Origin of the sequence: Streptomyces sp. NBC_00335, from assembly GCF_036127095.1 — a bacterium.
GTDB lineage: Bacteria > Actinomycetota > Actinomycetes > Streptomycetales > Streptomycetaceae > Streptomyces.
The window spans coordinates 8,393,898-8,419,982 of record NZ_CP108006.1 but is presented as its reverse complement, the minus strand read 5'-3'; the positions used below and the strand labels follow the sequence as shown (position 1 = coordinate 8,419,982).

Annotated in this window: 23 protein-coding genes; 11 read left to right on the top strand and 12 right to left on the bottom strand. The window is 70.8% G+C overall.

Translation table 11 applies throughout. The features are described from left to right. Positions 1-52: 52 nt before the first annotated feature. The 3 genes from OHA37_RS38070 (at position 53) to OHA37_RS38060 (ending at position 6,595) form a co-directional block, all read left to right on the top strand. Complete coding sequence (locus OHA37_RS38070) at positions 53-4,918, top strand: type I polyketide synthase (protein WP_266913684.1); 4,866 nt, start codon at positions 53-55, stop codon at positions 4,916-4,918. An 11-nt stretch (positions 4,919-4,929) separates the two neighbouring features. Continuing rightward, the gene (locus OHA37_RS38065) at positions 4,930-5,616 is read left to right on the top strand and encodes a 4'-phosphopantetheinyl transferase family protein (protein WP_266913682.1); all 687 of its coding nucleotides are present in this window, start codon (positions 4,930-4,932) and stop codon (positions 5,614-5,616) included. 148 nt (positions 5,617-5,764) lie between these two features. After that, positions 5,765-6,595 carry an alpha/beta fold hydrolase gene (locus OHA37_RS38060; RefSeq protein ID WP_266913680.1) on the top strand — a complete coding sequence of 277 codons (831 nt, stop codon included), beginning with the start codon at positions 5,765-5,767 and terminating at the stop codon, positions 6,593-6,595. A 39-nt stretch (positions 6,596-6,634) separates the two neighbouring features. On the opposite strand, the gene OHA37_RS38055 is transcribed toward OHA37_RS38060, so the two are convergent. From OHA37_RS38055 to OHA37_RS38040, 4 genes are all read right to left on the bottom strand, one after another. Further along, entirely contained in the window at positions 6,635-6,937 is a 303-nt protein-coding gene (locus OHA37_RS38055) for a hypothetical protein (RefSeq protein WP_266913678.1), read from the bottom strand. Positions 6,938-7,039: 102 nt separating this feature from the next. Further along, positions 7,040-7,756: an ABC transporter ATP-binding protein gene (locus tag OHA37_RS38050; RefSeq protein WP_266913676.1), complete on the bottom strand. Its 717-nt coding sequence runs from the start codon at positions 7,754-7,756 to the stop codon at positions 7,040-7,042. Between the two features lie 5 nt (positions 7,757-7,761). Further along, positions 7,762-9,141 (bottom strand): FtsX-like permease family protein, encoded by a 1,380-nt coding sequence (locus OHA37_RS38045; protein WP_266913674.1) that lies wholly within the window; start codon positions 9,139-9,141, stop codon positions 7,762-7,764. Positions 9,142-9,305: 164 nt separating this feature from the next. Further along, positions 9,306-10,604 carry an ABC transporter permease gene (locus tag OHA37_RS38040; protein ID WP_266913672.1) on the bottom strand — a complete coding sequence of 433 codons (1,299 nt, stop codon included), beginning with the start codon at positions 10,602-10,604 and terminating at the stop codon, positions 9,306-9,308. 161 nt (positions 10,605-10,765) lie between these two features. Here OHA37_RS38040 and OHA37_RS38035 point away from each other — a divergent pair, with 161 nt between their 5' ends. Further along, positions 10,766-11,428, top strand: a complete 663-nt coding sequence (locus tag OHA37_RS38035; protein ID WP_266913670.1) for a response regulator transcription factor — start codon at positions 10,766-10,768, stop codon at positions 11,426-11,428. A 65-nt stretch (positions 11,429-11,493) separates the two neighbouring features. Further along, positions 11,494-12,723 carry a sensor histidine kinase gene (locus OHA37_RS38030; protein WP_266914164.1) on the top strand — a complete coding sequence of 410 codons (1,230 nt, stop codon included), beginning with the start codon at positions 11,494-11,496 and terminating at the stop codon, positions 12,721-12,723. Between the two features lie 75 nt (positions 12,724-12,798). On the opposite strand, the gene OHA37_RS38025 is transcribed toward OHA37_RS38030, so the two are convergent. From OHA37_RS38025 to OHA37_RS38015, 3 genes are all read right to left on the bottom strand, one after another. Further along, positions 12,799-13,575 (bottom strand): class I SAM-dependent methyltransferase, encoded by a 777-nt coding sequence (locus tag OHA37_RS38025; protein WP_266913668.1) that lies wholly within the window; start codon positions 13,573-13,575, stop codon positions 12,799-12,801. 77 nt (positions 13,576-13,652) lie between these two features. Then, on the bottom strand, positions 13,653-14,378 hold the full coding sequence (locus tag OHA37_RS38020; RefSeq protein WP_266913666.1) for an acyl-CoA thioesterase: 726 nt from the start codon (positions 14,376-14,378) through the stop codon (positions 13,653-13,655). Positions 14,379-14,848: 470 nt separating this feature from the next. Continuing rightward, positions 14,849-15,061, bottom strand: a complete 213-nt coding sequence (locus OHA37_RS38015; protein WP_266913664.1) for a cold-shock protein — start codon at positions 15,059-15,061, stop codon at positions 14,849-14,851. A gap of 652 nt (positions 15,062-15,713) precedes the next feature. Here OHA37_RS38015 and OHA37_RS38010 point away from each other — a divergent pair. Then, entirely contained in the window at positions 15,714-17,102 is a 1,389-nt protein-coding gene (locus tag OHA37_RS38010; protein WP_266913662.1) for a hypothetical protein, read from the top strand. Between the two features lie 42 nt (positions 17,103-17,144). Here the strand turns inward: OHA37_RS38010 and OHA37_RS38005 are convergent, their stop codons facing one another. Beyond that, on the bottom strand, positions 17,145-17,576 hold the full coding sequence (locus OHA37_RS38005; protein WP_266913660.1) for an OsmC family protein: 432 nt from the start codon (positions 17,574-17,576) through the stop codon (positions 17,145-17,147). A 931-nt stretch (positions 17,577-18,507) separates the two neighbouring features. Between OHA37_RS38005 and OHA37_RS38000 the strand changes: the two genes are divergently transcribed. From OHA37_RS38000 to OHA37_RS37985, 4 genes are all read left to right on the top strand, one after another. Continuing rightward, positions 18,508-20,286 (top strand): histidinol-phosphate aminotransferase family protein, encoded by a 1,779-nt coding sequence (locus OHA37_RS38000; protein WP_266913658.1) that lies wholly within the window; start codon positions 18,508-18,510, stop codon positions 20,284-20,286. Beyond that, a complete protein-coding gene (locus OHA37_RS37995; protein ID WP_266913656.1) occupies positions 20,283-21,086 on the top strand; it encodes a phosphatidate cytidylyltransferase in 804 nt (267 codons plus the stop codon). The genes OHA37_RS38000 and OHA37_RS37995 overlap by 4 nt, the downstream gene beginning before the upstream one ends. A gap of 182 nt (positions 21,087-21,268) precedes the next feature. Beyond that, positions 21,269-21,499: a hypothetical protein gene (locus tag OHA37_RS37990; RefSeq protein WP_328694616.1), complete on the top strand. Its 231-nt coding sequence runs from the start codon at positions 21,269-21,271 to the stop codon at positions 21,497-21,499. 339 nt (positions 21,500-21,838) lie between these two features. After that, positions 21,839-22,339 carry a hypothetical protein gene (locus OHA37_RS37985; protein ID WP_266913652.1) on the top strand — a complete coding sequence of 167 codons (501 nt, stop codon included), beginning with the start codon at positions 21,839-21,841 and terminating at the stop codon, positions 22,337-22,339. Between the two features lie 388 nt (positions 22,340-22,727). On the opposite strand, the gene OHA37_RS37980 is transcribed toward OHA37_RS37985, so the two are convergent. The 4 genes from OHA37_RS37980 to OHA37_RS37965 all read right to left on the bottom strand — a co-directional run bounded on the left by OHA37_RS37980 (position 22,728) and on the right by OHA37_RS37965 (position 25,673). Beyond that, positions 22,728-22,952, bottom strand: a complete 225-nt coding sequence (locus OHA37_RS37980; RefSeq protein WP_266913649.1) for a hypothetical protein — start codon at positions 22,950-22,952, stop codon at positions 22,728-22,730. Between the two features lie 649 nt (positions 22,953-23,601). Next, complete coding sequence (locus OHA37_RS37975; protein ID WP_266913647.1) at positions 23,602-24,048, bottom strand: hypothetical protein; 447 nt, start codon at positions 24,046-24,048, stop codon at positions 23,602-23,604. Positions 24,049-24,136: 88 nt separating this feature from the next. Beyond that, a complete protein-coding gene (locus tag OHA37_RS37970) occupies positions 24,137-25,261 on the bottom strand; it encodes a DUF6183 family protein (RefSeq protein ID WP_266913645.1) in 1,125 nt (374 codons plus the stop codon). A 52-nt stretch (positions 25,262-25,313) separates the two neighbouring features. Next, positions 25,314-25,673, bottom strand: coding sequence for a MerR family transcriptional regulator (locus OHA37_RS37965; protein WP_266913643.1), 360 nt, complete (start codon positions 25,671-25,673; stop codon positions 25,314-25,316). 59 nt (positions 25,674-25,732) lie between these two features. On the opposite strand from OHA37_RS37965, the gene OHA37_RS37960 reads away from it, so the two are divergent. Beyond that, on the top strand, positions 25,733-26,062 hold the full coding sequence (locus OHA37_RS37960; protein ID WP_266913641.1) for a putative quinol monooxygenase: 330 nt from the start codon (positions 25,733-25,735) through the stop codon (positions 26,060-26,062). Positions 26,063-26,085: the final 23 nt, after the last annotated feature.

The window sequence follows — 26,085 nt, the reverse complement described above, 5'->3', positions numbered from 1 at the left end:
CCCGCCCAGCCCCGGCCGCCGTCCGTCCAGGGCGCTACGACAAGGAAGACCCATGACTGACATCGCCATCGTCGGACTCGGCTGCCGCTTTCCGGGCGCCCCCGACATCCGCACCTACTGGAAGCTCCTGATGAGTGCGGAGCGTCAGTTCTCCGCCGTCCCGGGGGAACGCTGGAACCACGGGACCTTCCACGACCCGGGCAACCGATCGGCCCCCAACGCCTCGTACACCGACCAGGTCGCCTTCTTGAAGGACCTGGACCGCTTCGACGCGGCGCACTACGGCGTACCGCCGGCTCGCGCCAGGGCCATGGACCCGCAGCACCGGCTGATGCTCGACGTCACGCGCGAGGCGCTCGCCGACGCGGGGATGGGCCGCGGTGACTTCGACCGCGAGAACACCGGGGTGTTCTTCGGAATATCGGTGTCCGACTACAAGGACCTCATGACGGCCCCCCTCCGGGCCATCACCCTGGCAGAGGCAGAGGCAGAGGCAGAGGCCGCGGCGGACGACGGCGCCGAGGCCGGGGGCGCCACCGCCAAGGAGCGGGCGCGGCAGCTCGGCACCATCGACGCCTTCACCCTGCCGGGGAGCCTGCTCAACATGGCGGCCGGGACCGTCAGCCGCCACTTCGACCTCGGCGGGCCCAGCTTCGCGGTCGACGCCGCCTGCTCCGGTTCGCTGGTCGCCCTGGACCAGGCGATCGCCCAGGTGCGATCCGGCAGCTGCCGGATCGCCCTCGTCGGCGGCGTGTACCTCAACCTCACCCCCGACAGCCTGGTCGGCTTCTCCCGGCTCCGCGCCCTGTCCGCCGCCGGGGTGTGCCGCCCCTTCGACGCGGAGGCCGACGGCTTCGTCCTCGGCGAAGGCGCCGGCGTCGTCGTCGTCAAGCCGCTGGCCGACGCACTGGCCGAAGGCGACCGCGTCTACGCGGTGATCAAGGGCATCGGCTCGGCCAACGACGGCGCCTCCCCCGGACCGCTGGTACCCACCTCCGAGGGTCAGCTGCGCGCCATGCACCGGGCCTACGAGGACGCGGGCGTCGCGCCCTCCTCCGTGGGCTTCCTGGAGGCACACGGCACCGGCACCGCCGCCGGGGACCGGGCCGAGACCGAGGCCCTGCGCCGCCTGCGCACCGAGTACCCGGACGACGACCCGGCCCTGTGCTACCTCGGCGCGGGCAAGGCCCTCATCGGGCACTCCCTGGCCGCGGCGGGCATCGCGGGGCTGATCAAGACGGCCCTGGTCGTCCACCACCGCACGATCGTGCCGCAGCCGGCCACCACCCCCCACCCCGACCTGGCCATCTCCGCCGCCGGCCTGCGCTTCGCGGCCACCGCACTGCCCTTTCCGGACACCGGTGCTCCGCGACGTGCCGCCGTCAGCTCGTTCGGCTTCGGCGGCACCAACGTCCACGTGGTGCTGGAGGAGCGCCCCGAACCGGCCCCCGGTCACTTCCCGGACCGCGCCGAAGACGGCGGAGACACGGAAGACACCGGAGAAGCCGGAGGCACCGCAGACGCCGGAAGCACCCGCGACGCCCGAGCCCACCTCGTCCTCCTCTCGGCCGGCAACGCCGAACTGCTGGACCAGCACATCGGCGACGTGCTCGACGCACTCGACACGGCGGACCGTGCCCCGCTGGCCGCTGTGGCCCACACCCTCGGCTCCCGGGAGCCGCTGACGGCCCGGCTCGCGATCGTGGCCACCGGCACGGACGCGTTCGTCGAGCGGCTGCACCACGCCCGTGAGCAGCTCCTGGCCGGCGCGCGCGGCGACCTCGGCGAGGGCGCCTTCGCCGCGGACAACCCGCTGCCGGCCGCGCAGCGCCGCGTGGCCTTCCTCTTCCCCGGCCAGGGCAGCCAGCGGCCGGGCATGATGCGGGACCTCCACGAGCGGTTCCCCGCCTTCCGGTCGGCCGTGGCCGTCCTCGACGCCGTGGCCCGCGGGGACGTCGGCTTCGACCTCTCCGACCTGCTGTACGGCGATGAGGCCCGGTCCCACGGCGACACCGACGAGCTCAGGAAGCGGCTCGCCGCCACCGAGGTGTGCCAGCCCCTGCTCGGTACCGTCCAGATCGCCGCCACCCGCGTCCTCGCCGACTGCGGCATCCGTCCCGACCTCGCTCTCGGGCACAGCGCCGGGGAGTTCGCAGCGGCCGCGGCCGCCGGAGCGCTCACGCACGTGGACACGGTCCGGCTGCTGGTCCACCGGGGTGCGACCCTCCGGCAGGCGGAGTCCCGCTTCCCGGGCGGGATGCTCGCCGTGCAGGCCGACGAGGAGACCTGCCGCCGGCTCACGAACGGGATCGACGGCGTGTGGCTCGCCTGCTTCAACCAGCCGCGTCAGATCGTGGTCAGCGGCACTCCGGAAGGACTCGCCGCCCTGCGCGAGGCCTGCGCGGAAGCCGGGGTCGCGACGGCGACGCTCGACGTGTCCAACGCCTTCCACTCGCCGCACCTGGCCGCCGTAGAGGACACCATCCGTTCGGGCCTCACCGCCCGCCCGATCACCAGCCCCGTCCTGCCGTTCGTCTCGTCCGTGAACGCCGAGGTCTGCACCGACCCCGACCGGCTGCGCGAGCTGTGGACCCGTCACGCGTCCGCGCCGGTCCTCTTCGGCGACGCCGTCCGCACCGCCTACGAGCAGGGCGCCCGCGTGTTCCTCCAGGTGACGGGCGGCAACTCGCTCCTCACCTCGGTCCGCCGCAACCTCACCGGCCACGACGACGTCCACGTCGTCCCCGTCGAGGGGACGGCCGACGGCGGGCGCACCTTCGTCCTGGCACTCGCCCGGCTCGCGGTCCTGGGCGTCCCGGTCGACCCGCGCGCCCTGATCGCCGAGGAGGACCGCCGGCTGCTGGACCTGCCGGTGGCCCGGCTCGCGACCCAGTCCTACTGGGTGGCGACCAGGCGTGCCACGAAGCAGGACCCGGCCGCCGCCTCGCCCGCGCCGCAGCGCGTGCGGTCCGCCGAGCCCGTACGGACCGTAGAGCCCGTAGAACTCGCACAGCCCGAGGAGACCTCGATGAACGCCCCGACGCACGACCCGGCGAACACGCCGATGGACGAACTGCTCCAGCTGGTCCAGCAGCAGGCGGATCTGCTCGCCCGCCTCACGGCGACGCTCCCCGCGCCGGTGCCCGCTGCCCCGGCCGTACCCGCTGCCGCGGCCCTCGAAGAGTCCGCGACCCCTGCCGCCGACTCGGCCGGCCGGCCCGCCCCGCGCGCAGCGGCCGACGAGGTCACCGGCGAGGTCACCGAAGCCGTGCTCGCGCAGGTCGCCCGGGTCAGCGCCTTCCCGGTGGAGCAGCTGAGCAACGACCAACTGCTGATCGACGACCTCGGTTTCGATTCGCTGATGCTGACCGACCTGTTCACCTCCCTCACCCGGCAGTGGCCGCAGTGGACCTTCGACGAGCGGGCCGCCGACCGGCCGACCGTCGCCCGGCTCACCGCGCTGATCACGGGTGTCTGCCCGGAGCCCACGGCCGAGACGCCCGTCCCCGGGCAGCGCGCCGGACACGGTGACGGGACGCCTCCGGCAATCTCCGCCGACCCGACGCCGGTCGTGGTGGCTCCCGACCCGCCCGCGGCAGCGGACTCCCCCCGGCTGCACGTGGTCCCGACGCCCCCGGACCAGCCGGCGGAGGCCCCGGCCGCGCCGGAGGAGCACACGCGGATCGACCGTTTCCCGGAGGTCACCGCCCACGGCGAGCGGATCGCCCTGCTGGCCGGGCTGGGACTCTCCAACCCGTACTTCCTCGTCCACGAGGCCGGTATGACGGACACGACGGTCATCGACGGCCGGGAACTCGTCTCCTTCTCCAGCTACAACTACCTGGGCCTGGCGACCGACCCGTCGGTGAAGGCGGCCGCCAAGGAGGCGGTCGAGCGCTACGGCACCTCGGTGTCCGCCAGCCGGCTGCTGTCCGGCAGCCGTCCGCTCCACCTGGAACTCGAAGCGGAACTCGCCGGACTGCTCGGATGCGAATCCGCGCTCACCCTGGCCAACGGGCACGCCACCAACGTCACCGTGATCGGGCACCTCGTCGGCCCCGGCGACCTCGTCGTCCACGACTCCCTCGCCCACGACAGCATCCTGCAGGGCTGCAAGCTCTCCGGCGCGACCCGGCGGCCGTTCCCCCACAACGACGCCGCCGCACTCGACGCCCTGCTCAGCCAGGTCCGCCACCAGTACCGGCGGGTGCTCGTCGTCATCGAAGGCGTCTACAGCATGGACGGTGACATCGCCGACCTGCCCGCCCTCATCGAGGTCAAGCGCCGCCACGGCGCGCTGCTGATGATCGACGAGGCCCACAGCATCGGCACGATCGGCGCGACGGGGCGCGGCATCGGCGAGTACCACCCCACCGAGCGCTCGGCCGTCGATCTGTGGTCGGGCACATTGTCCAAGGCCCTGGCCAGCTGCGGCGGCTACGTCGCCGGGAGCCGCCCGGTCATCGAGTACCTGCGCTACACCGTGCCGGGCTTCGTCTACAGCGCGGGCATGACCCCGGCCGACACCGCCGCCTCCCTGACCGCGCTGCGCCTCCTGCGCACCGAGCCGCAGCGCGTCACGCGTCTCGCGTACAACGCCTCGCTGTTCGTGCGCCTGGCGCGCGAGGCGGGGATCGACGTCGGGGACAGCCACGACACGCCGGTCGTCCCGTGCATCGTCGGGGACTCGCTGAAGACCCTGAAGCTCGCGGAGGCCCTCTTCCAGCAGGGCATCAGCGTCAACCCCATCCTCTACCCGGCCGTACCGGAGGAAATGGCCCGGCTGCGCTTCTTCATCACCAGTGACCACACGCCCGACCAGATCCGGCAGGCCGTGACCGCGCTGGAGGGCGCACTGCGGCAGCCGGACGCGGACCCGGCCACCGCCGCCCCCGCCCCCGCCCCCGCCGTCGCGTGACCCCCGCCGCCGTGCACACCGTCTTTCCGCCGATCGAGCCGGGACAGGTCCACCGATGGGGCGGGGCCGGGGTCCTCGTGACCCGGCGCCCCGCCCTCCACCCGGCGGTGTCCCTCGCGTCACTCTCACCGGCAGAGCAGCAGCTGGCCCGGGCTCTGCCCGCCTGGCGGCAGGCCGAGTGGGCGGCGGGGCGGCTGCTCGCCAAGCGCCTGGTCGGCGAGTTCCTCGACGCCCCGGCGGCCGACGTGGAGATCCTCCCGCGCGAGGACGGCAGCCCCCACGTCCTCGTCGGCGGCAGCCCGGTGCCCGCCCTGCACGTCTCCATCAGCCACACCGCCCACCACGTCGCCGCGGCCCTCGCACCGCAGCCGGTCGGGGTGGACCTGTGCGAGACCGCCTCGGCCGACGCGGTACGCCGGGTCGCGGACCACGTGCTCTCGCCCGGGGAGCTCTCCCTCGTCGGTACGGACCGGCCCGACGCGCTGGCGGGCGCCTGGGCGCTGAAGGAAGCGGCGGTCAAGGCCGACCGGACCGGGATCTTCGGGACCGCTGCGCGGGGCATCGCCATCCTGGGTCTGCGGCCGCCCGTCCTCGGCGGACGTCGCCGCGCCATGGCGTGGCAGGCGGGAGACGCGGTGCTCGCCCTCGTCCTCGCGGCACCGGCCGGGTCCCGGGCCGACCAGCGGCCGGGGCCCTGACCGCTATCGCCTCGGTCGACCGAGATCGAGCCGGGGTGCAGTGGCCGTCGGAAACGGCGACGACCAGGCCGCAGTCCCGTAGGCGGGTGAGGTGGTCTCCGGAGTGGGCATCCTTCCCTGACACATCAGCACGGAGCAGGGGGCGCGCGTGGAGTCGGTGGTCGTGGACGGGGTGCGGATCGCGTACGAGCGAACAGGGCGGGGCCGGCCGGTGGTGCTGGCGGGCGGTACGGGGATGCCGCCGGTGGCATGGGAGTTGTGCGGGGTCCGCGAAGTCCTGGTGCGGGCGGGCTTCGAGGTGATCACCTATGCCGCGCGCGGTGTCGCCCCTTCCGACGCCCCTTCGGCGGTGTGCTCGATGGCGGACCTAACCGGGGACTTGGCGGGGCTGATGGACGCCCTCGGCCTGACCGGCGCCGCGGTGGTGGGGTACTCGCTGGGGAGCTTCACCGTCGAGCTGCTGGCCCGTACCCGGCCCGACCTCGTGGCCTCCGCGGTGCTGATGGCGGGCGCAGGACCGGTCACCGGGGTCCTCGACGCGATGCTGGACGCGGAGGCCGAGCTGATCGCCGCGACCGGTCGGCTGCCCGCCGCGTTCACCCGCCTGCAGACCCTGCTCTCCAGCCTGCCGCCGGCGGTCCTGCGCGAGGACGAGGAGCAGACCCGCGCCTGGCTGGAGCTCCTCGGAGCCCAGGAAGACCTCTGGACTTCGTCCGACGGGGAGGTGGGCCAGGCCACCGCAGCCGAAGCGTGGCTGCGCGACCCGCACCGCATGGCCGCGCTCGCCGACATCACCGTCCCCGTGCTGGTCCTGGGCTTCGAGCACGACCTCTACTTCCCGCCGCACGCGTCCAAGGCCGCCGCCCACGCCCTGCCGCGCGGCGAGTTCACGGTCATCGCCGGCGCCGCGCACGGAGGGCTCCTCACCCACCCGAAGGAGACCGGCGCCGCCCTCCGTGCGTTCCTGACCCGCCCGTGACCTGACCCCCACCCGAGCCGGCGGACGCCCGACGTGCTGCTACTGGATGAACAGGCTCATGCCGGGGGCGGGACGGACGAGTTCACCCGGCAGGACGGCTCCCGTCACCTGCCCGTTGCAGTGGGGGCCCGACCACACGAAGGCGGTCTCGTTCGTCAGGTTCGCCACCTCCGAGGGCACGAAGTCGCCCAACGGGTAGCAGCCGGACGGGTCATGCACCGGTGACCGATCGATGAACAGCACCCCGTCCGCCGCCTGCGCCGTACCCGGCGCCGCCAGCGCCAGCGTCAGCGCCGCCGCGCACGCCCCCAGTACCCGCGCCGCGTGACGTGTCTCGCGCATCCCGGTCCACCTGCCTCTTTCGTCTTGCCGCAACCACTTCCGTCACCGAAGGGTATGGCATCACTACTCACGGTGAGCCGACGGACGGTGGGGCTGCCCCGCTCATCGGGCGTTCACCTGCTCCGTGAGCTTGCCTTTGCGCAGGTTGAGGATGCGGTCGGACTGCGCGGCCAGTTGCTGGGAGTGGGTGACGACGACCACGCACTTGTTCTGCTCGTGGGCGAGGTCGCGGAAGGTGTCGATGATGCCCTGGGCGGTGTCTTCGTCGAGGTTCCCGGTGGGTTCGTCGGCGAAGAGGATGTCGACGTCGCAGGCGAGGGCGCGGGCGATGGCGACGCGCTGTTGCTGGCCGCCGGAGAGCTGCAGGACGTTGCGGGTGGCCATCGCCTTGTCGAGGCCGATGTTTTCGAGGAGTTGCAGGGCTTTGGCCTTGCGGCTTCCGGTCGCGGGTTTCGCGCCGGTGATCTCCATCGCGGTGGTGACGTTCTGGAGGGCGGTCATGTAGGTGAGGAGGTTGTACTGCTGGAAGATCGTGGCGGCGTGCTTGTTGCGGTAGCGGCCGAGGCCGACCTCGGCGAGGTCCTGCCCGTCGAAGCTGATCGCACCCTGGGTGGGGGTGTCCAGGCCGCTGGCCAGGGAGAGCAGGGTGGTCTTGCCGCTGCCCGAGGGACCCAGGATCGTGTAGAAGGTGCCGCGTTCGAAGGCGTAGTCGACGTCCCTGAGGACCGTGGTCCTGCGGCGCTGGCCCGAGTAGGTGTGGCTGACCCCGTTGAGGCGTAGGACGGGCTGGGCCTGAGTGGCGGTGGTGGTTGCGGTCATGGCGGTCACTTGCCCTTCGAGAGGATGGTGCGGGGGCTCAGCCGCAGTACGGACGCGGCCGGAACTGCGGTGGCGAGGAGGCCGATGCCGAGGCCGACGCCACCGACCGTTGCGAGGTCTGCCGGGTCGAGCACCACCGTGATCTCGTCGATGGGGTCGGCGTTCTCGACGGGCCTGTCGTTCGGGTCGATGCCCTGGTCGAGTCCGGTGCTGCCGAGGGCCGGGGGTTTCCAGGAGTCGAGCTTCCGCTCGGCGGCGGAGGCTTCCTTGCCGAGCAGTGCCTGGCCGGCGCTCTGGGTCAGCTTCGGGGCGAAGAGGGAACTCACGCCGATGGCGATGACGGCGACGATCACGATCTCCAAGGCCTGCTGGGCGATGAGCTTGGTCTTCTGCTCCCCCATCGCCAGCAGGACGCCGTACTCGGTGCGGCGCTGCTTGACGGCGAGGTTGACCAGCAGGGCCAGTACGGCGGCGCCCGCGAGGCCCATCAGCCACATGGCCGCGGTGGCTGTGGAGCGGATGCTCTTGAGGGGGCCCGTCATCTGCTGGACGGCCTTGTCGTTGGCGTCCAGCTTGAAGCCGGCCAGCGCCGGGCCCGCGATTCGTTTCGCCTCGCTCTTGAACGCGCCCTGGACGTCCGCGTCCTGCAGGAGAAACGTTGCCTTGCCGACCTTCCGCGGCCCGTTGCCCTCGGTGCCGAGCGCGCCGAGGCCGCCCACCGTTGCGTAGAGCATGTTGGCCGGGCTGACGCCGTACTCGGCGTCGGCCTCGGCGGTGGGGCGGGGGTCGCGGTAGATGCCGCCCACGGTGAACTCGGCTGTCGTCTTCTCGTCGTTGCCGGTCAGGGTGATCTTGTCGCCGACCTCGAGGCCGTTCTGCTCGGCCAGCCGCTCCTCGATCAAGAGCTGCTTCTCCTCCTTGTCGGCGGCCGTGATGTGCGTACCGGAAAGGAGGACGGACTTGCCGCTGCGGAAGTCCGGCAGCAGCGAGGAGTCGAGGACTCCCGTGGCGACGGTTCCGCCGGGGCCCATGGGGTCCTTCGGGCCGCCGTCGACCAGCTTGTTCTTGCCCGTGAGGAGGGCGCGGTCCCACACCGAGTAGGTGTACTTCTGCACTTGGGGCAGGGACCCGATCTTGTCGACGGTCGAGGCCTCGATGCTCGGTGCCTGGAGCTGCGCCGTTTTGCCCATCTGGCTCAGGTCCATGTCGAGGTTGACCTCGGCGCCCACGGAGCGTTTGGCGTCCTGTTCGGCCCGGGTGGTCGCACCGTTGATCAGGACGCCGGCCAGCACCATCACGGAGATGACGAGGAAGGTGGCGAGGGTGATCAGGGTGCGGCCCTTGCGGGCCCACAGGCTGAGCCCTGCGCGTTTGACGAAGTTCAAGGGGATCTGCTGCTTTCTCGGTCCGTGCGAGTGGGTGGCTGGTCGGTGTGGTGTGACTGCCGTGCGGGGAGTCGGCGCGGCCATTCGGGGAGGCGGCGCGGCTGTTCGGGGAGGTGAAGTGGCTATTCGGGGAGGTGAAGCGGCAAAACGGGGAGGTGAAGCCGCTATTCGCTGTCGGTGAGGATGGAGCGGGGGTGCAGGCGCAGGATCCCGATGCCCGGGATGACGGTGGAGATCAGGGAGATCCCGAGCCCGATGCCGGCGACCTTGCCGACATCGGCCGGCTCGACCCGTACCGCGGGCGGGGCGATCCCGATGTCCGGGGCACGGGCTGCCGAGACCGGCCTGTCGTCCTGATGGCCGAGGAACGCCTCCCCGGCGGGCTGTCCGGCCAGCGAGCCGGCCAGGGCGGCGAGAGCGACCGCGGGAAGGGCCACGGCCGCCACTTCGACGGCGTGCTGGCCGATGAGCTTCCACTTCTTCTCGCCCATCGCGAGCAGCACCCCGAACTCCGTGCGCCGTTCGCGGATCTGCAGTGTCACGATGAGGCCGAGGATCAGCGCTCCGGCCAGGGCGATCACCCAGACGATGAGTCCCGCGAAGGTGCCGACCCGCTGGATGGGGAGCACCTGGTCCTTGTACGCCTTGTCGTTGACGCGGAACTCGAAGCTGCCGTTGCCCAGGAGCCGCTGGGCTTCGGCGTGCAGCTGCCGGGTCCCGTCCGGCGAGCCGATCTTGAACACCGCCTCGCTGACGGTCGCGGAGCCGGACCCGGCAGCGAGCTTCTGTACGGTGCCCGGCGGCACGTACAGCGTGTTGCCGGGCAGTTCATGCGGAGGCATCCACGTCGTCGGATCCCGTGCCGGGTCCTGGAAGATGCCGACGACCACCACGGCCGTCGTGCGCGCGCCGTCCGCCGACCGCACCCGTACGGTGTCGCCCACCTTCAGGTCGTTCTCGTCGGCCAGGCGCTGCTCGATCAGCGCGACGTCGCCGCCCGCGTCCTCAGGCGTGATGCCGCGACCCGCCGTGATCTTCGTCGAGCCGTACGAGAAGGGCAGCAGCATGCCCGAGTCGCGGACGCCGTTCACGGCCAGCGCGCCGTTCGCCTTCGCCTTCGCCTTCGCCTCCTCCTCGGCCTCGGTACCGCGCGGCTCCGGAGCGTTCGGCGTCAACGGCGCAAACCCTTGGGGGTCGGCCCGGACCCGGATCTCCACGTTGTAGCGGTGCACCGGGCGCACGTGGCCGAGCCGGTCGGCCAGTGTCTGGGTAAGACCCTCCTTCCTGACGGTCACGTCGACACCGATGGAGCGCTGCGCGTCGGCTTCCTGGCGGGCTGCTGCGGCCTGTAGCAGGAAGCCGCCGAGGAGCAGGGTGCAGATGACGAGGAAGATCGCGAGCAGGGCCGCGGTCTTGGATCTTCTGGCACCCAGGCTCGTAGCGGCACGCTTGACGAAGTTCATGCCCGAGACGAAAGCAGTCTGCTGTTTGCTGACGGATAAGCGTGTTACAGCGGCATAAGGAACCGCCTCGCACGTCTGGCCTGGTCTTTGGCCCCGGCCCTCACTCCCCCGGCTCCCGCGTCTTTATCCGACTGCAATCGTGATCTTGGTTTCCTGTAGTCATGAGAGTCCTGGTAGCCGAGGATCACCGCGTCCTCGCCCGTACCATCGCCACCGGTCTGCGCCGCGAGGCGATGGCCGTCGACCTCGCCGCCACGGGCGACGAGGCCGAGCGGATGTGCCTGCTCACCGCCTACGACGTCCTGATCCTCGACCGCGACCTGCCGGTCATGAGCGGCGACGAGGTCTGCAGACGGTTGCGCGAGCTCAGCGACCCTCCCCGGATCCTGATGCTGACGGCGGCGGGCGAGCTCACGGACAGGGTCTACGGCCTCACCGAGCTCGGCGCCGACGACTACCTGGCCAAGCCCTTCGACTTCACCGAACTCGTCGCCCGGGTGAGGGCACTGAGCCGGCGTACCCCCAAGCCCCACCACACCGTGCTGAGCTTCGGAAACATCACCCTCGACGAGACGCGTCGCGAGGTGTCCGTGGACGGAATCCCGCTGGAACTGTCCCCGAAGGAGACCGCGGTCCTGCGCCTGCTGATGCGGGCCGGCGGAGCACCAGTGGCCCACGACGACATCGTCCGCACCGTCTGGGACGAACACCTCGACACGCGCACCAGCGCCGTCCGCACCACCATCAGCCGCCTGCGCGGCAAACTGGGCGACTCCTGCCCGATCCTCACCGACAAGGGAGAGGGGTACCGGCTGTGCGACTGAACCTCCCGGCACCGCTGAACCCCCGGGCCCTGCTGAGCAGGCTGCCCTTCCGTGCGCGCCTGGCCATGGCCTTCTCCGGGCTCTTCCTCCTCGCCGGCATCCTCCTCCTCACCTTCGTCGTGCTGCTCGCACGCTACGGAACGGCTCAGCAGGTCCAGGGAATCTCGGTCACCTACGGCGACTTGCCGAGCGGTCAGGCGACCCCCAGGGAGTCCGTGGCGCCCATGGAGTCCGTGGCGCCCGTGGAGTCCGTGCACCCCACCCGGCCGGACGGCAGGCCCGAGCCTCCGAGCGATGTCGCCATGCTCCAGAAGATCGACCAAACCGTGCGGGCCGTCCAGGACACCGCGCTGGGCCAAATGGTCCGCTGGTCCGCCGTCGGCCTCGTCGTCATGGCACTCCTCGCCGGGCTCCTCGGCCGGTGGCTGGCCGGACGGGCCCTGCGTCCCGTCGTCTCCGTGACCGAAGCCGCCCGCCGCATCAGCGAACAGAACCTGCACCAGCGCCTCGCGCTCACCGGCCCCGACGACGAGCTGCTCCGCCTCGCCGACACCTTCGACGGCATGCTCGACCGGCTGGAGAAGTCCTTCGAGAGCCAGCGCCGCTTCATCGCGAACGCCTCCCACGAACTCAAAACGCCCCTCGCGGTACAGCGCACCACCCTCCAGGTCGGCCTCGCCGACCCCCTGCCCGACGGTCTCACCGACGTCCGCGAGGACCTGCTCACCGCCAACCGGGAAGCGGAACAGCTCATCAACGCGCTCCTGCTGCTCGCCCGCAGCGACCGCGGACTGGAGGAGACCGAGCCCGTGGACCTCACGGTCACCGCCCGGCTCGTGATCGCCGAGTTCGCTCCGCGTGCAGCCGAGGCCGGCCTGCGCATCGACACCGACGCCGGCGCCGGCACGCCCCTGGTGGTTCCCGGTGACCCCGTGCTGCTGCGGCACCTGCTGGCGAACCTGGTCGGCAACGCAGTCCAGTACAACCACCCCGGCGGCCACGTCCTCGTACGGCTCGGCGCCTCGACCGTGACGGTGACCAACACCGGCCGCCAAGTCCCCGCTGACCGCATCCCCGACCTGTTCGAGCCCTTCCGACGCCTCGACGGAGACCGCACCGCGAGCACCGGCCACGGCCTGGGACTGTCGATCGCGGCCTCCATCGCCCAGGCCCATCACGCCACCCTGACCGCACGACCCGGCGGCCCGGAGGGGGGACTCACCCTCACTCTGCGCTTCCCCGACCACGAGCAACGGATCGCATCCCTCGCCACCGTGAACGACCAGGACGGTTAGGAGGGCCAGGAGGGCCGGAGGGCCGGGAAGGCCGGGAGGGCCAGCGACGCTGAGCACTGCCGGCGTCTGCGGGACTCAGCCGCGTTGCCCCCAGGCCGCCGTGAAGAGCCCTCCGATCTCGACGCCCGTCGGGGCGGCCAGCCACTCGGTGGCTGTTCGCAGTTCGGCATGTGCCTCTTGGTCTGATGCGGGCAGGGCCGTCTGGAACTGCTTGAGCATGATGCCGAAGAAGCGGTCCCCTTCGCCGCGGTCGCCCAGGATGATGGGCGCGCAGTCGATGCCTACGTGGCGCAGCCCCATGGAGCGCATGAGGCTGGTGGCACGGCGCGTGAAGCGTAGGTCCGTTCCCATCTGCGCCGTCATCGTCGAGGCGAACCTCGACACGCCGTCCAGGACCGGCCGGTACGGGGAGTTGAGGGACGTGCTCACGTCGAGTCCGCCGAGGTAGAGCCACCCTCCGGGGGCGAGCCAGCCGATCATGCGGCGCAGGGTGCTCTCCCGGTCCGGAAGGTGGTCCAGGACGAGACGGGCGTGGATCAGGTCGAACGATTCGGCAGGGAAGTCGTCGACGCAGGCGTCGTGTTTCAGAGGCAGCAGGTTCGGCACGTCAAGGGGCAGGAACCGGGTGTCGAGGTCGGTGGCGGTGACATGGCCTGCCGTCGCCCGCTGCGCGAGGTGGCGGGCGACCGATCCGGCGCCGGCGCCGACGTCGAGGCAGCGCCACGTCGAGGTCATGCCGATCCTGTCGAGGGTCTTGCGCGTCAGGGGGTCGGCGAGTGCTTCGAGCCGGCGAAGCCGTTCCAGTTCTCCCGGCACCTCGTGGCCCAGGACGCTCTTGTCGTAGGTGTCCATCCGGATCAACTCCTCGATGCTTGCGGTGTGGGTCGTTGTTCCGTCGTCCGGTGTGCCACCGGCCCGGATCACCCGGATCAGGAGCGCTTGGTGGAGTCGGCGTTCTCGGGGGCGGACCACTTCAGGTACCAGGAGTGCTCCGTGTCGTCGATGCGCCGGCGCCGGCCCTGGACGTCGCAGGCCAGGAACTGGTCGACGGACCGGGCGTGCACCACGCCCTGGCTTTCGACCCGCGAGCGGAGCGTGATGGTGGAGCGGCCCAGCCGGCCGACGGCGGTGATGATCGAGACGGGTTCGGCCATCATCGGCAGCGGGCGCAGGAACGAGGTGTCACGGCGGACCGCGGCCCAGCCGACGTCGAGGAGCCCGTCGGCTCCGGGGGTGGCCGCGTAGCCGAACTCGACTTGCGCGTCCTCGATGTACTGGATGAGGAACAGGTTGTGGACCCGTCCGAACCGGTCGAGGTCGGAGAGCCGGGTCCGGCGCTCGCACCTGAACTCGCGGACGGCTTGCTCCGCCGGGTCCGAGGGCAGGGTGAGGCCTGGTGCTGCAACGGGCTTCGGGTCCTGTGCGGGGATCGGGGCGTTCTCCACGTTGACATCCTTTGTCCGGGGTGAGCGGCGGTGATCGGTGGCGAGGATGGGGAGCCGGGGTGGCGGCCGGTCCTCGCGCGGGTGGTCGAGTCGGTGGTCGAGCGGGTGGTCACGCGGGTGGTCGAGTCGGTGGTCGAGCTCGTCCAGGACGATGCGGGCGACGGCGTCCGAGGCCGTGTACGTGCCGTCGCGGGCGCGGGCTATGGGCATGCGCAGCTCCTCGACGATCCGGGCAGCCGAGTTCGCCCGCCGCACACACGCACCGATGTGCCGCCGGACCTGTGACCTCGGACAGTGCGGCAGCAGTGCGATCAGACTGGACGTGGGAACCGCGGTACCGGGGGTGGAACAGATCCTGCGGATGAGGAGTGGCACATCGCTGTCCGCGGGCAGGCGCTGCACCCAGGCCCGGACCATCGGCTCGGTCCACGTACGGGCGGTGGGGACGGACGGATCGCGCCAGACCCCGGGAACGGGTGGCGGTATGGACAACGGAGCCTCCCGAGAGGCGCGGGCCGGACCTGGAATCGCCGATGTGTCAGGGCAGTTCGGTCGGCAGAGGACGAGGTCGAGCGGCTCGGCGCCTTCGAGGGCCGAGACGGTCGGCAGCGGGCTTCCCCCGGCCGGGCCGCAAGGAGCCGCGTCCGCGAGATGCCCGGCAGTGGGCAGGCGCCGCGTACTCAGGGCAGGACGCGCTCGGCGGTGAACCGGCCGTGGGTGAACTCGACGAGGAAGGACACCTGCTGTCCCTCGGCAAGGAAGGGCAGCCACCCTTCCAGCGCTCTCCGCTCGACGTAGAGGGTGCTCTGGTCGCCGTACGGGCGGATGAAGCCGTACCCGCGGTCGCGGTTGTAGGACACGACGACGCCCGTGCGCCGCTGGTCGATGTTCATCGTGCTCCGGTCCTGCCGCTGTGGCGGCAGTGCTGGCAGGGATCCGCGCGGTGGGGAGGGAGCCGGGAACCTAGACGTGCTGCGTCTGTCGCGGGGACGGCAACCACGTGTGGTGGGGCTGCTGTGACCAGTCAAGATCTGCGCCGGTGTCGAGGGGAAGGGGTGTCCGCGCCCACGGAGGTTCGCACCGTGCACGTTTGCGCATTTGTGAACGGCTTCTCAGGTGTGGAGGGTCACGGATCACGGGCCCCGGGCCACGGGCCACGGGCCACGGGCGGGAGCCGACCCGTCCGTGTCGAGGCATCGGGAGCGAGCATGCGGGTGTGCCCGGTCTCCTGAACGAGGCCGCAGGGAAACGGTTCTGCACGCATGTGCGGGAGCCGCGGACGCCAACCAGGCCCGCCGCCGCGTCGTTGACCGGGATGCGGGGATCCACCCCGTACCCGACCTCCGAGCGGCCGGGTACGGGCCCCGGCCCCGGCCCCCCGGTGCCTCCCGGCCCTCAGCGGCCTTTCCGGGATTCCGAACACCTCTGCTGCTGGTCACTCCCAGGAGAAGCCTTTCTGCTCGTTACGGGGGTAACCGCACCCGGGAGCACTTTCGCGGTCGGCCCTCCTCAGCCGGCCGCCTGCCGGATCGGGAGGGCCCCGCGGTGCGACGACATGCCAATCACCAGCTGAAGACACTGATGGACGAGGCCGGGTACAGCGCAGCGGAACTGGCCCGCCAGGTCCGCGCCCTCGCGCACCCCGCCGGCCTCGATGTGGCCTACGGGCGCTCGACCGTCTCGCACTGGCTGGCCGGCTCCCGCCCGCCGGCACCGGTCCCCGAGCTCGTGGCCCAGGCCCTCTCGGAGCGACTCGGCCGCTGCGTCAGCGCCGAGGACACCGGGCTCACCCGCCACCCCGCACACCTGGGGGCTGCCGTCCGCGCGCTGAGTCCCGGCGCGAGCCCCCTCGCCACTCTGATCCTCCTCGCGCGCGAGGACCTCACCGTGGAAGGGCGGGCCGAGCTCACCCGAAGCGTCTTCCGCCCCGGACCCGTACCCCAGCCGCCCTGGCACGACCGCGTCCCTCCACCCCGCGCACGCCCCGGCCGCCAACCGGTCGCGGGTCCCGCCCTGGCGTCCGCCCAGATGACCAAGGTGTTCCACACCATGTACGACGCCTTCGGCGGCCGGCACGGCCGGGGCGCGGTCGCCTCCTACATCGCCGACGACATGGCCGCGCTCCTGACCCGGATCGCCCCCGGTGCAGACCGCCGCCAAGGGCTCCGTACCGCGACCGAGCTGGCGCACCTCATGGCCCGGATGAGCGACGACGCGGGTCACCACGCCCTGGCACAGCACTACTTCACGGCCGCCCTGGCCCTCGCCGCCGAGGCCGACGAGCGCACCACGTACGCGATCACCCTGCGCGTGATGAGCGCCCAAGCGGTCCGCATCGGCCGCCACCGCTACGCGGCGGCCCTCGCCGACGCCGCCGTCAAGACCACAAGGGGGAGGGCGGCACACGCCGAGGAATCGTTTCTACTCACCCAGCAGGCCCTGACCCTCGCTTTGGACGCCAGGCCGAGAGCCGCGGTCCGCGTCCTTGTCGCCGCCGAGGCCCTCCACGACGACGGACAGGTCGGTGGGAACGGACGGACCGGCAGGAACGGCCTCGGCGGCACCTATCCGAGAGCCGCGTTCGACTACCAGCGCGCACAGGTCCTGCGGGCCGTCGGCGAGCACCGTCAGGCCGCCATCGCCTTGACCGCCTCCCTGCGCCACCGCCCCCCGGACGAGCGCCGCAACACGGCCCTCACCCACGCCGACCTCGCCGAAACCCTCACCGGCATCGGCCACCTCGACGAGGCCGGAGCACACTGGACGGCGTTCCTCGCCGCCCTCCCCCACCTGCACTCCGCGACCGTCGACCAGGCCCACACCCGCATACGCCAACACCTGGCCGCCCATCAACGACACCCCGGCGCTCGACTCCTCCTGGACCGCTCCAACGCGCTGGTCCTGAGCCGGCCTCAGCCCCGTACAGCCGGCTGAGAGCCGTTGCCCAGCCGGATCCCGGTCCCTCGTTTCGGCTGGTCAGTCCGTGTCGACGACCTTTACGGCGACCGGGGTTCCGGCCTCCACCGTGCGGCTGACCGTGCAGAGCTTGTCGTGGGAGGTCTTCACCGCACGAGGCAGGATCGCACGGGCCCGGTCGCCGGCCTCCCCCGCGGGGAAGCGGACGGTGAAGGCGGCTTCCAGGTCCGTCATGAGGTTGCCGCCGGCGTCCTCGGCCTTGTGGCCGTGGACGGCGACGGAGAACTCGGCGGGTTCGGCGTGCCGGCTGGTGGCGACGTCGACATCCGCCGCCGAGCAGCCGCCGATCGCGGCGAGGAAGAGCTCGACCGGGGTGAAGCCCGCACCGGATCCGGTGGCGAAGGTGATCGTGTCACCACGGGAGTTGGTCGCGGTGAACGTGCCCGGACCGGTCCGCTCGACGGTGACGGAGCGCAGGGAATCAGGTGTCATGACATTGACGTTAGCCTCGCGACCCCCGCACCTGCCGCACCACACGGCGGAAGGGGCCTCGTCCGGATCAGGAATCCCATGCGCTTGCGATGCAGCCGACGCCGCCCTGGGGAGAAATGCCGAGGGCCTCACAGCCGTCACAGCCGGTCTCGTCTCATCGCCGCGGAGCGCCTCGACATCGTCCGGGAATCGGTCCTGCGGCCCCTTCGCCCCTCATGGACCTCTGCCAGGTACCGGCGAACTCTGGAGCCATTCACTACAGCGCCGTTCATATCCGACAGCACCCCCCTCAACGACGCCCATGAGAACGTCTCGTTGAAGGCTCCCATCGTTGTACATGAGGACATTTCCGTAAAACGTTCTCCACAGCAGTGATTCAAAAAGGGGAAGCTCTCCTGAGAGACCGTGACGGCAAATGTGTGTGAGGTACACTCGGCCGAGTACAGCGAGTTCCAGGGCAGGATAGAGCATGAAGCGGCATCATCAGAGGTGCCCCTCGACGCTCCGGCCCCCGGTGACTTGGGTGACGATTTCTACCCTTGCTGACACTGCGAGGGTTTCGAATGAGGCTCCGGCATTGACGGATGGCCGCGATGCCCATCATCCCCATTGCTCGCCCGCAGAGTTCGATGCGCCCACTGCGTTCCTTCGCTTAGACGGCGCCTTGCATCCGATTACCGGATCACCGCAGCCGGCGATCCGCTCGTAGACGCCGTACTTCGCGTCGGTCTTGGCCTCGACGGGGCAGGCGAGAGGGCCCACGACCTCCAGCACGGTCTCCCTGTTCGGCGCGCCCGCTGTTCCCCGGGTCTGTCGCACACCCCGAGCCGGTGCGCCTGAGCACCCGTACCCAGGTCGAATGAGCCGGACAGCTCTGACACGGCAGATACACGCTGCGCATGATCAACTCAATTCGAAGGATGAGGAACTGATGGAACGTGAATTGCAGCTGCGCGCCGCCACTGCCGAGGATCTCGACTGGATCCACGAGTTGCGTCACCGGGTCTACGCGCAAGAGCTCGGCCAGCATGAACCGAACTCGGTCGGGCGGCTTCGTGACGGTCTGGACGGCGACAACGTCTATCTGGTCGCGGCACGAGGAGAGGCCCGAATCGGCTTCATCAGTCTGACCCCGCCCTGGTTGAAGCGGTACGCACTGGACAAGTACGTGTCCCGCGAAGAGCTGCCGCTGCTGGACGAGGAAGATCTCTTCGAAATACGCATTCTCACCGTCGAGCCCCGTTGGCGGACCTCCGCGGCGGCGGCGCTGCTCATGTATGCGGCGCTGCGCTGGATCGCTTCCCGGGGTGGCCGTCGGGTGGTGGCGATGGGACGCACCGAGCTGCTCGACATGTATCTGGCCGCCGGATTGCAGCCGGTCGGGCGCACCGTGCGTAGTGGGGCGTTGACGTTCGAGGTGCTGACCGGCAACGTCACCGAGCTGACGAGGGGTGCGATGGACCGCCATCGCACGACGTTGAACCGACTGCGAGCCCAAGTGGACTGGCGACTGGACGCTCCGTTCGCACCCCGCGCGGACGGTTGCGAGCACGGAGGCCTCTCGTTCGCTGCCATCGGAACGGACTTCCAGGACCTCGACCGCCGCCATCAGGTCGTCGCGGCGGATGTGTTGGATGCCTGGTTCTCGCCGGCGCCCGGCGTACGAGCGGTGCTCACCGATGATCCCGAGTGGGCCGCCAGGACCTCGCCTCCGACCGGCGCCGACGGTCTGCTGGCGGAGATCGCCCGGGTACGGGCACTGCCGTTGGATGCACTCGTACCCGGAGCCGGTTCGTCCGACCTGATCTTCAGGGCTTTCGGTCAGTGGCTCACCCCGCAGAGCAGGGTGCTTCTGCTGGACCCGGGCTACGGCGAGTACGCCCACGTCACGGAGAAGGTCATCGGATGCCAGGTGACCCGGTTCCGGTTGCGCCGCGAGGACGGCTGGCGCATCGATTGGGACCAGTTGTCCACGGCTGTCGAGCACGGCGGCTACGACCTCGTCGTGGTCGTCAATCCGAACAACCCGACCGGGCGCCATGCCCCTGCCGCCGAACTGCGCTCCCTGATCGCCGCCGCGCCCGAGCGAACCCGCTGGTGGATCGACGAGGCGTACCTGGGCTATGTCGAGATGAGCGAGTCGCTCGTCGACCTTGCCGCGACGGATCCGAAGGTGGTGGTGTGCAGTTCCCTGTCCAAGATGTACGCGCTGTCCGGCATGCGGGCCGCATACCTGGTTGCCGAGCCGGTCACCGCAATGGAGTTGCGCCGGCGGACGCCGCCCTGGGCGGTGAGCCTGCCTGCGCAACTGGCCGCAGTGGCCGCCCTGCGCGACCCGGCGTACTACAGGAGCCGCTGGCTTCACACCCATGCCCTGCGGCGGCAACTGGCCGCCGATCTTGTCGGGACGGATGAGAGCGTGACGGTGGAGGAATCCGTCGCCAACTGGCTCACCGTGACGCTGCCGTCCGATGGCCCGAGCGCCGCGCAACTGGTGAAGGAGTGTCGCCGACTCGACGTCTATCTGCGGGATCTGTCGCCCATGTCCTGCGAGTACCAGGGGCGTACGGTGCGCATCGCGGTCAGGGACACGGTCGAGAACGCGCGCATCGTGTCGGCTTTCCGGCAGGCCATGAGCGTGCTGCGACCGGGCTCGGCCTCACCCGTCCCGATGCTGGAGAGCGTCTCCGCGACCGGCCCCTCGTTGTGATCACGGTAGCCTCTCTGGCGCCCGTCCTTGGTGGGGCGCTGGCGCTGACCGGTGTCGCGGTGGCAGCGTCCCGGCGCCGGGAGTTGATGATCCGGTGGTGCATCTGGGCCGTCGGAGTGCCGCTGGTCACGGCTGCGTTCTGGCTGGGTCGTCCGGGCGCCGCGGCCCTTGCCGTCGTCGTCGGGATGATCGCGGCGATGGAGTTCGGCAGCCTGATGCGGATGCCCCGGGCCGACCGGGCGGTGCTCGCCTCGGCGGTGACGGGCGTGGTGCTCACCGCCCTGTGGGCTCCCGGGCAGGAACCTCGCGCGCTGGCGATCGGCGCCCTCGCGGTGGCTTCAGTGCCGCTCCTGGCCGGCGACGCCGATCACGGCCTGCGTCGGCTCGCCTCCGGGCTCCTCGGCCTCGCCTGGCTCAGTGTCCTGGCCGCGCTGGTACCGCTCGGAGCGAGCGCCCTGGCCCTGTTCGTGGCGGTTTCGGCCGCTGACATCGTGGCGTACTTCGCCGGCCAGAGGCTGGGCGGGCCGCGCCTGTCGCCGCTGTCACCGGCCAAACGGTGGAGCGGAACCCTGGCCGGGGCCGCGGCAGCCATAGGGGTCCTCGGCCTCCTGTCGGCGCTGAGTTGGCCGATGGCGATTGCGGCCGCGGTCGGCGGTCCGGCCGGCGACCTGCTTGAGTCCATGATCAAGAGAGGCGCGAAGGTGAAGGACGCCGGGGGGTGGCTGCCCGGTTCGGGCGGTCTGCTGGACCGGATCGACTCACTGCTCTTCGCGCTGGCGGTCCTGCTCGTGCTGAGCTGACCCTCTGCGGCCACGGACCTGCGAAGGCGGAACGGTTCCGGCCCACCTCGGCCCCGTACGCCTCAAGCCGTCGTGGGTGGCAAGGAGTCCTCTGCGGGGTACCGGCCCGCGTCGCGCAGGCGGGTGCTGCCGCGGGTGACCGGTGACTGGTGACCGGGGTACGGCGTTGTCCCGGCATGGACATGGACGACGAAGACTTCCTCGGCGTACTCCTGGACGCCGTCACCGAGACCCGCCTCAAGCTCCTCACGGGCGACGAAGCGAGGGCGGTCATGATGCTGCTCGGCGCCCTAGAGGACGAGACCCGCTCCGAAGAGGTCCGTGCCGCCGCAGGCGAGATGCGGTGCCGCCTCGGGTCCCGCCTCGCCCTGCCCGCGGCTCCCGCCGGTCCGGCGCCGGCCGTTGGACTCTGATCCCTCAGGTGGCGTAGGGCCGGCGAGCGCTCGTCGTCGGGCGTGACTCCGGTCGAACGAGGCGGCTCGGCGATCCGCTTCAGCAGGTTCTTCGTCGCGGGTGTTACGGGGAGCGCGGTGTTCCGCTCCGCGAGCTCCGCCGTTCCTCCGCCAGGTGTGCCGACGGGGGCGGTCCGGGGCGCCGCGGGTCGAGCTCCCTCGCAGCACCGGGCCGGAACCCCGTGGCACCGCTTCGGACGGGACCGGACAAGCTCTGTCCCTCAAAGGGGACAACATGCCGACCGGACGCGGCTGCTCGATACACTACGACGTCCCCAAGCAGACCAGCCAGAGAACACGATGGACCTGATCCTCGACCCGCCCAACGGTGTGCATCCCCTGCGGTTCGGCATGACCTTCGACGAGGCGATGGCCGCCGCGGTTCCCTGGGGCGAGCCGCGGACGATCGGACCGCGCCCGGGACGCCCCACACGGCGGGCGGTGGGTTCCTTCGACGGAGTGGGCTACACCGCCTTCTTCGATGAGGACGGCCGCCTCCACGCGATCGAACTGTGGCGGCCGGCCGAAGGGAAGAGCACGCGCACCCGGCTCCCCCGGGTTCTGTTCGACGGCCACGACGTGTTCGCCGAGCCTGCCGAGGAGATCCTCCGGCAGGTGCGCGGGCGCGGCTGGACCGTGACGGCCCCGGACACCGAGAGCCTGATCGTGCCCGGCATCTCCCTCGGATTCACCCGCCAGACCTCGCAGGAGGTCCCCCGCGACGCCGACGGACTCCCCCTCTCCTTCACCTCGGTTCTCGTCGCGGGCGCCGACTACTACGGCTTCCTCACCGCCCCCTGAAAGTGCTGGATCAGCGATTCACCGTGCTGCGGGGGCGGCCCGTGAGCCCCGGGTCATGTCGGGTTTCGCGTTCAGGTATCGCACCAGTTCGGGGACCTCGATGCCGAGGGGTGGCACCGTGAACTGGCGCGACACATGGCTCGCCCCGGAAGTACCGGACGCTGCCGCGGCGTGCTGTGGTGCCTGTCTTGTGGTGAGCAGGGTGGGCGTATTCCTCGCCTGTGGCGAGGAGGCGCCGAGGTCGTAGCGCCCACGTCCGATACCCGCCCGAGTTCACCGTGTCGTCGCGGAACTCACGCTTGAGTCAGTACTCGACCGTGCGGGCTACGTGCGCTAACGACGTCCGTAGTTGATGGTGGGGGCCACCGGCACCGAGTCCTGCCGGCCCTCAGCCCCGGCGGGAAAGAGGGGTCCGCAGTTCCGCGCGGAGCCGGATCGACGTGTCGACGGGCAGCCCGAGGCCGGCGAGTCGCAGATCCTCCGAGTGGGTCGCGATGAGGTCGAGGTCCCGCAGCTGGCGCTGGAGTTCGGCCATGGTTGCCTCGTCGAGGTCGGGTAGATCCTCTTCCTGCTCGGCCAGGTACTCGAGGTGCAGTGCTTCATGCCAGCTCATGAGCCGTACAGCGCCTGAAGCAGCCGTCACCCATCCGGCACCGCGCCGGTCGGCCGCGGTCGTGCTCGGAGGCTGTGCTGCGCGAGAATGCTCGGCATGACGACTTGAAGAGCACCGGCCGGGCGACAGCATTGGCGAAAGGTCGGGAGCTGGGACACGGTTCCCGACGGCGACCGACGCGTCTGCGCCGTCTGCGGAACGCCCGTCCGTTCGTACCAGTATCGCTTCCATCCGCCGGAGTCCTCGATGTTCGAGAGGTGCGTCGGACTCGCCTGGTGTTCCTCTTGCCGGATCTACTCCGGCAACATGGTGCAGGTCCCGCGGAAGCGAGTCCTTGTCGACCTCCTCGCGTCGCTGCCTACTGAGCAGCGAGAACGGGTTCTACGTTCGGAGACGCGGCTGATCGACTTCCTGGACCGCCAGGCCCGAGGCGCAAGGGGTTAGGCTCGGCGGCCGGCCGCGATCAGAAGGAGCCGCTCGCGGACTCCGAACCGGTGATGCACTTCGTTCTCGGCCCGTCCTTCGACGACATCCTCGGCTCCGGCGTGACGGGCCTGCCGCGGTGCGGGTTGGCCGGCACGGCCGGCAGGAGCGTCGCTCCGGAGGAGAGGGTGAGGAACGTGCCCCTGGGCGGCCGGCGGCGCGAACGTCACAGCGCCCACCAGCAGTACAGCCGCCGGCCGGAGGCCTGAGCGCGCCGAGCCAGTCCGGCCAGGCCCCTCAGCACATCCGCCGTGACCTCAACGCCGATCCCCATCTGCTGGAGTTCGTCGGTCCTCGACCATGGCTCGGCGAAGCGGACGAGGTCGTCATCCGCTGCCGTGGCGAGGGCATCGGACAAGGTGTCCGACAAGCTGACCACGAAGGGAGGGCCGTCCTGCGGCGATGACAGCAGCTCCCCGGACCGTGGGCGTTCGGCGGCCTCCTCATGGCTGCAGCCCGTCATGACGGCTTCGAGCTGGGCCATCGCGACGACCGGGTCGATGTTCCTGAGGGGGAACACGTCGAACTCCGCTCGGCCCGGTCCCCCCGGAGAGTGCAGGACCGCGACGGCAGCCTCGTCGTCGACGGCGGAGAAGTAGTCGCACAGGGTCATGCCGCCGATTCTGGCATCCACAGCGCCGCGCAGCGGCCTGACGATTCGCGGGCCCGGTCCTCTTCCAGTGCTGTGGCCGGTCACAGCACTAGTCGGTGTCCGTGGCCGCCAGGACGGCGAGGCGGCGGCCGTCCGGGGAGAGGGCGGCGATGGCGTAGTCGTTGTCGATCTCGTTGTGGAAGAACTCGGAGTCGGTCTGGAAGTGGAACCAGGCGTGCTGCTCGGCACGGCGTTCCACCTCCCCCGCGCTCGCCTGGAACGGAAGGCCGCACAGGCCCGCCAGGGAGCGCCATGCCCGCAGTCGGCCCCATGCCCCGTACAGGCCGGTGCCGCCGAAGCCTCCCATCGACGCGGTGGCGAAGAGCAGGGACCAGATGTCGCCCACGGGGCGGGCGGCTATCTCGTAACGGCCGGTGGGACCGAGGTCGGCGACGCAGTCCATCGGCAGGGTGGGGAGCAGGGCCGGCACCTGGTCGGGAGCGATGGGGTGCTCCGGCCGGAAGACCCATGCCTCGGCGTAGCCCCAGTTCCCGTGGGCGGCGGCGACGATGAGGTCGTGCTCGTCCACCGTCACGGAGTTCCGCAGCGGTGATGCCGCAGTCGGGCGGGGGGTGGGCGGATCCAGACGGCCGTGGGCGGGCAGGCTGGTCTTCACGCCACTGGCCGAGCCGTTCGCGGAGTGGCTCGTGAAGTCGGGTTCGGTCTCCAGGGCGCGGCGGCGGTCGGGGAGCCAGGCCAGGGGGTGCAGCCGCGAACCGGGGCGCAGGGCCGGGAACTCGTCCAGGTCCACCCCGCGCAACAACAACTCGTGGAACAGGCAGGTCCTCAGCTCGCCGAGCCGATCGTTCTCGGGGACGTCGGCGAAGACTGCCTGCGCGAGGAGTGCGGCCGGCTGGTGCTGGGCGAGCATCGTCGCCATGAGCGGCAGTTCGAGGGCCGCTGCTCCGGCAGCCGCTTCCTGCTCGCTCAGCAGCCGGAGCAGCAGTTCGACGCTGTCGCGGCCTGGGGTCGTGGTGAGGAGGCGCCGGATGTAGGAGAGGTCGCTTCCGTGGATCCGGGTGCCCCGGGCGGCGGCCGCGTACCGGGTGGTGAGGTGCGACACCACCCCGCGCAGATGGACGATGTCGCCCGACATGGCGTGCCGGAGGGCGTCGTCGCGCGAGATGTACGCGGGTTCTCCGTGGATCGCTGTGCCGTTCGCTTCGTCGTTCACGATGCGCCAGCCTAAAGCGTCGCTTCCAAGACGACGGGCCTGACCAGGTTGTCTAGGCGAGGGTCGGTTCGGGGGTCCGGGTGGCGGAGATGAGCTCGGCCAGGGACGTGCGGGTCTCCGATAGTGCGGAGATTCGGTCGTCCAAGCCGCGGAGGTGTTCCCGGAGGGTCTCCACCTTGCACGCGGCGACCGTGCCGTCTTGGCGAATGCACGGCTGGAGATCGCGAATGACCCGGGTCGGAAGGCCGGCGTCCAGGAGCGCGCGAATGCGCTGGACCACGGTCGGCGCGCTGTCGTCGTAGCGGCGGTGCCCGCTGTCGAGACGGTGGGACTCCAGGAGGCCCTGTTCCTCGTAGTACCGCAACAGTCGGACGGAGGTGCCCGTCGCGGCGGCGAGTTCGCCGATCTTCATGTGGCGCTCCTCACTATCCCTTGAACCTCACATTGGTGTGAGATCTTAGCGTGAGGGTCATGACGAACTCAGAACGCCCCATATCCCTCTACGGTTTCCTGCGGCCCCGGCCCGAGCGCGCGGACGAGGTCCGGAGCGTCCTCTCCTCCTTCGTGGAACCCACCCGCCAAGAACCCGGGAATCTGCAGTACCACCTCCACGAACACGAGGACGGCCGCTTCTTCCTCTACGAGGTGTGGCGCTCCCAGGAAGACCTGGACCGTCACAACGCGACGCCTCCGCTGCGCGCCTTCCTGGAGAATCTTTCGACCTTCCTGGAGGGGGCCCCGGAGGGCTACTTCGACACCATGATCAGCCCGTACCCGGAGGCCCAACCGGTTCTCGCCTGAAGGGGGATGACCGCGGCCGATCC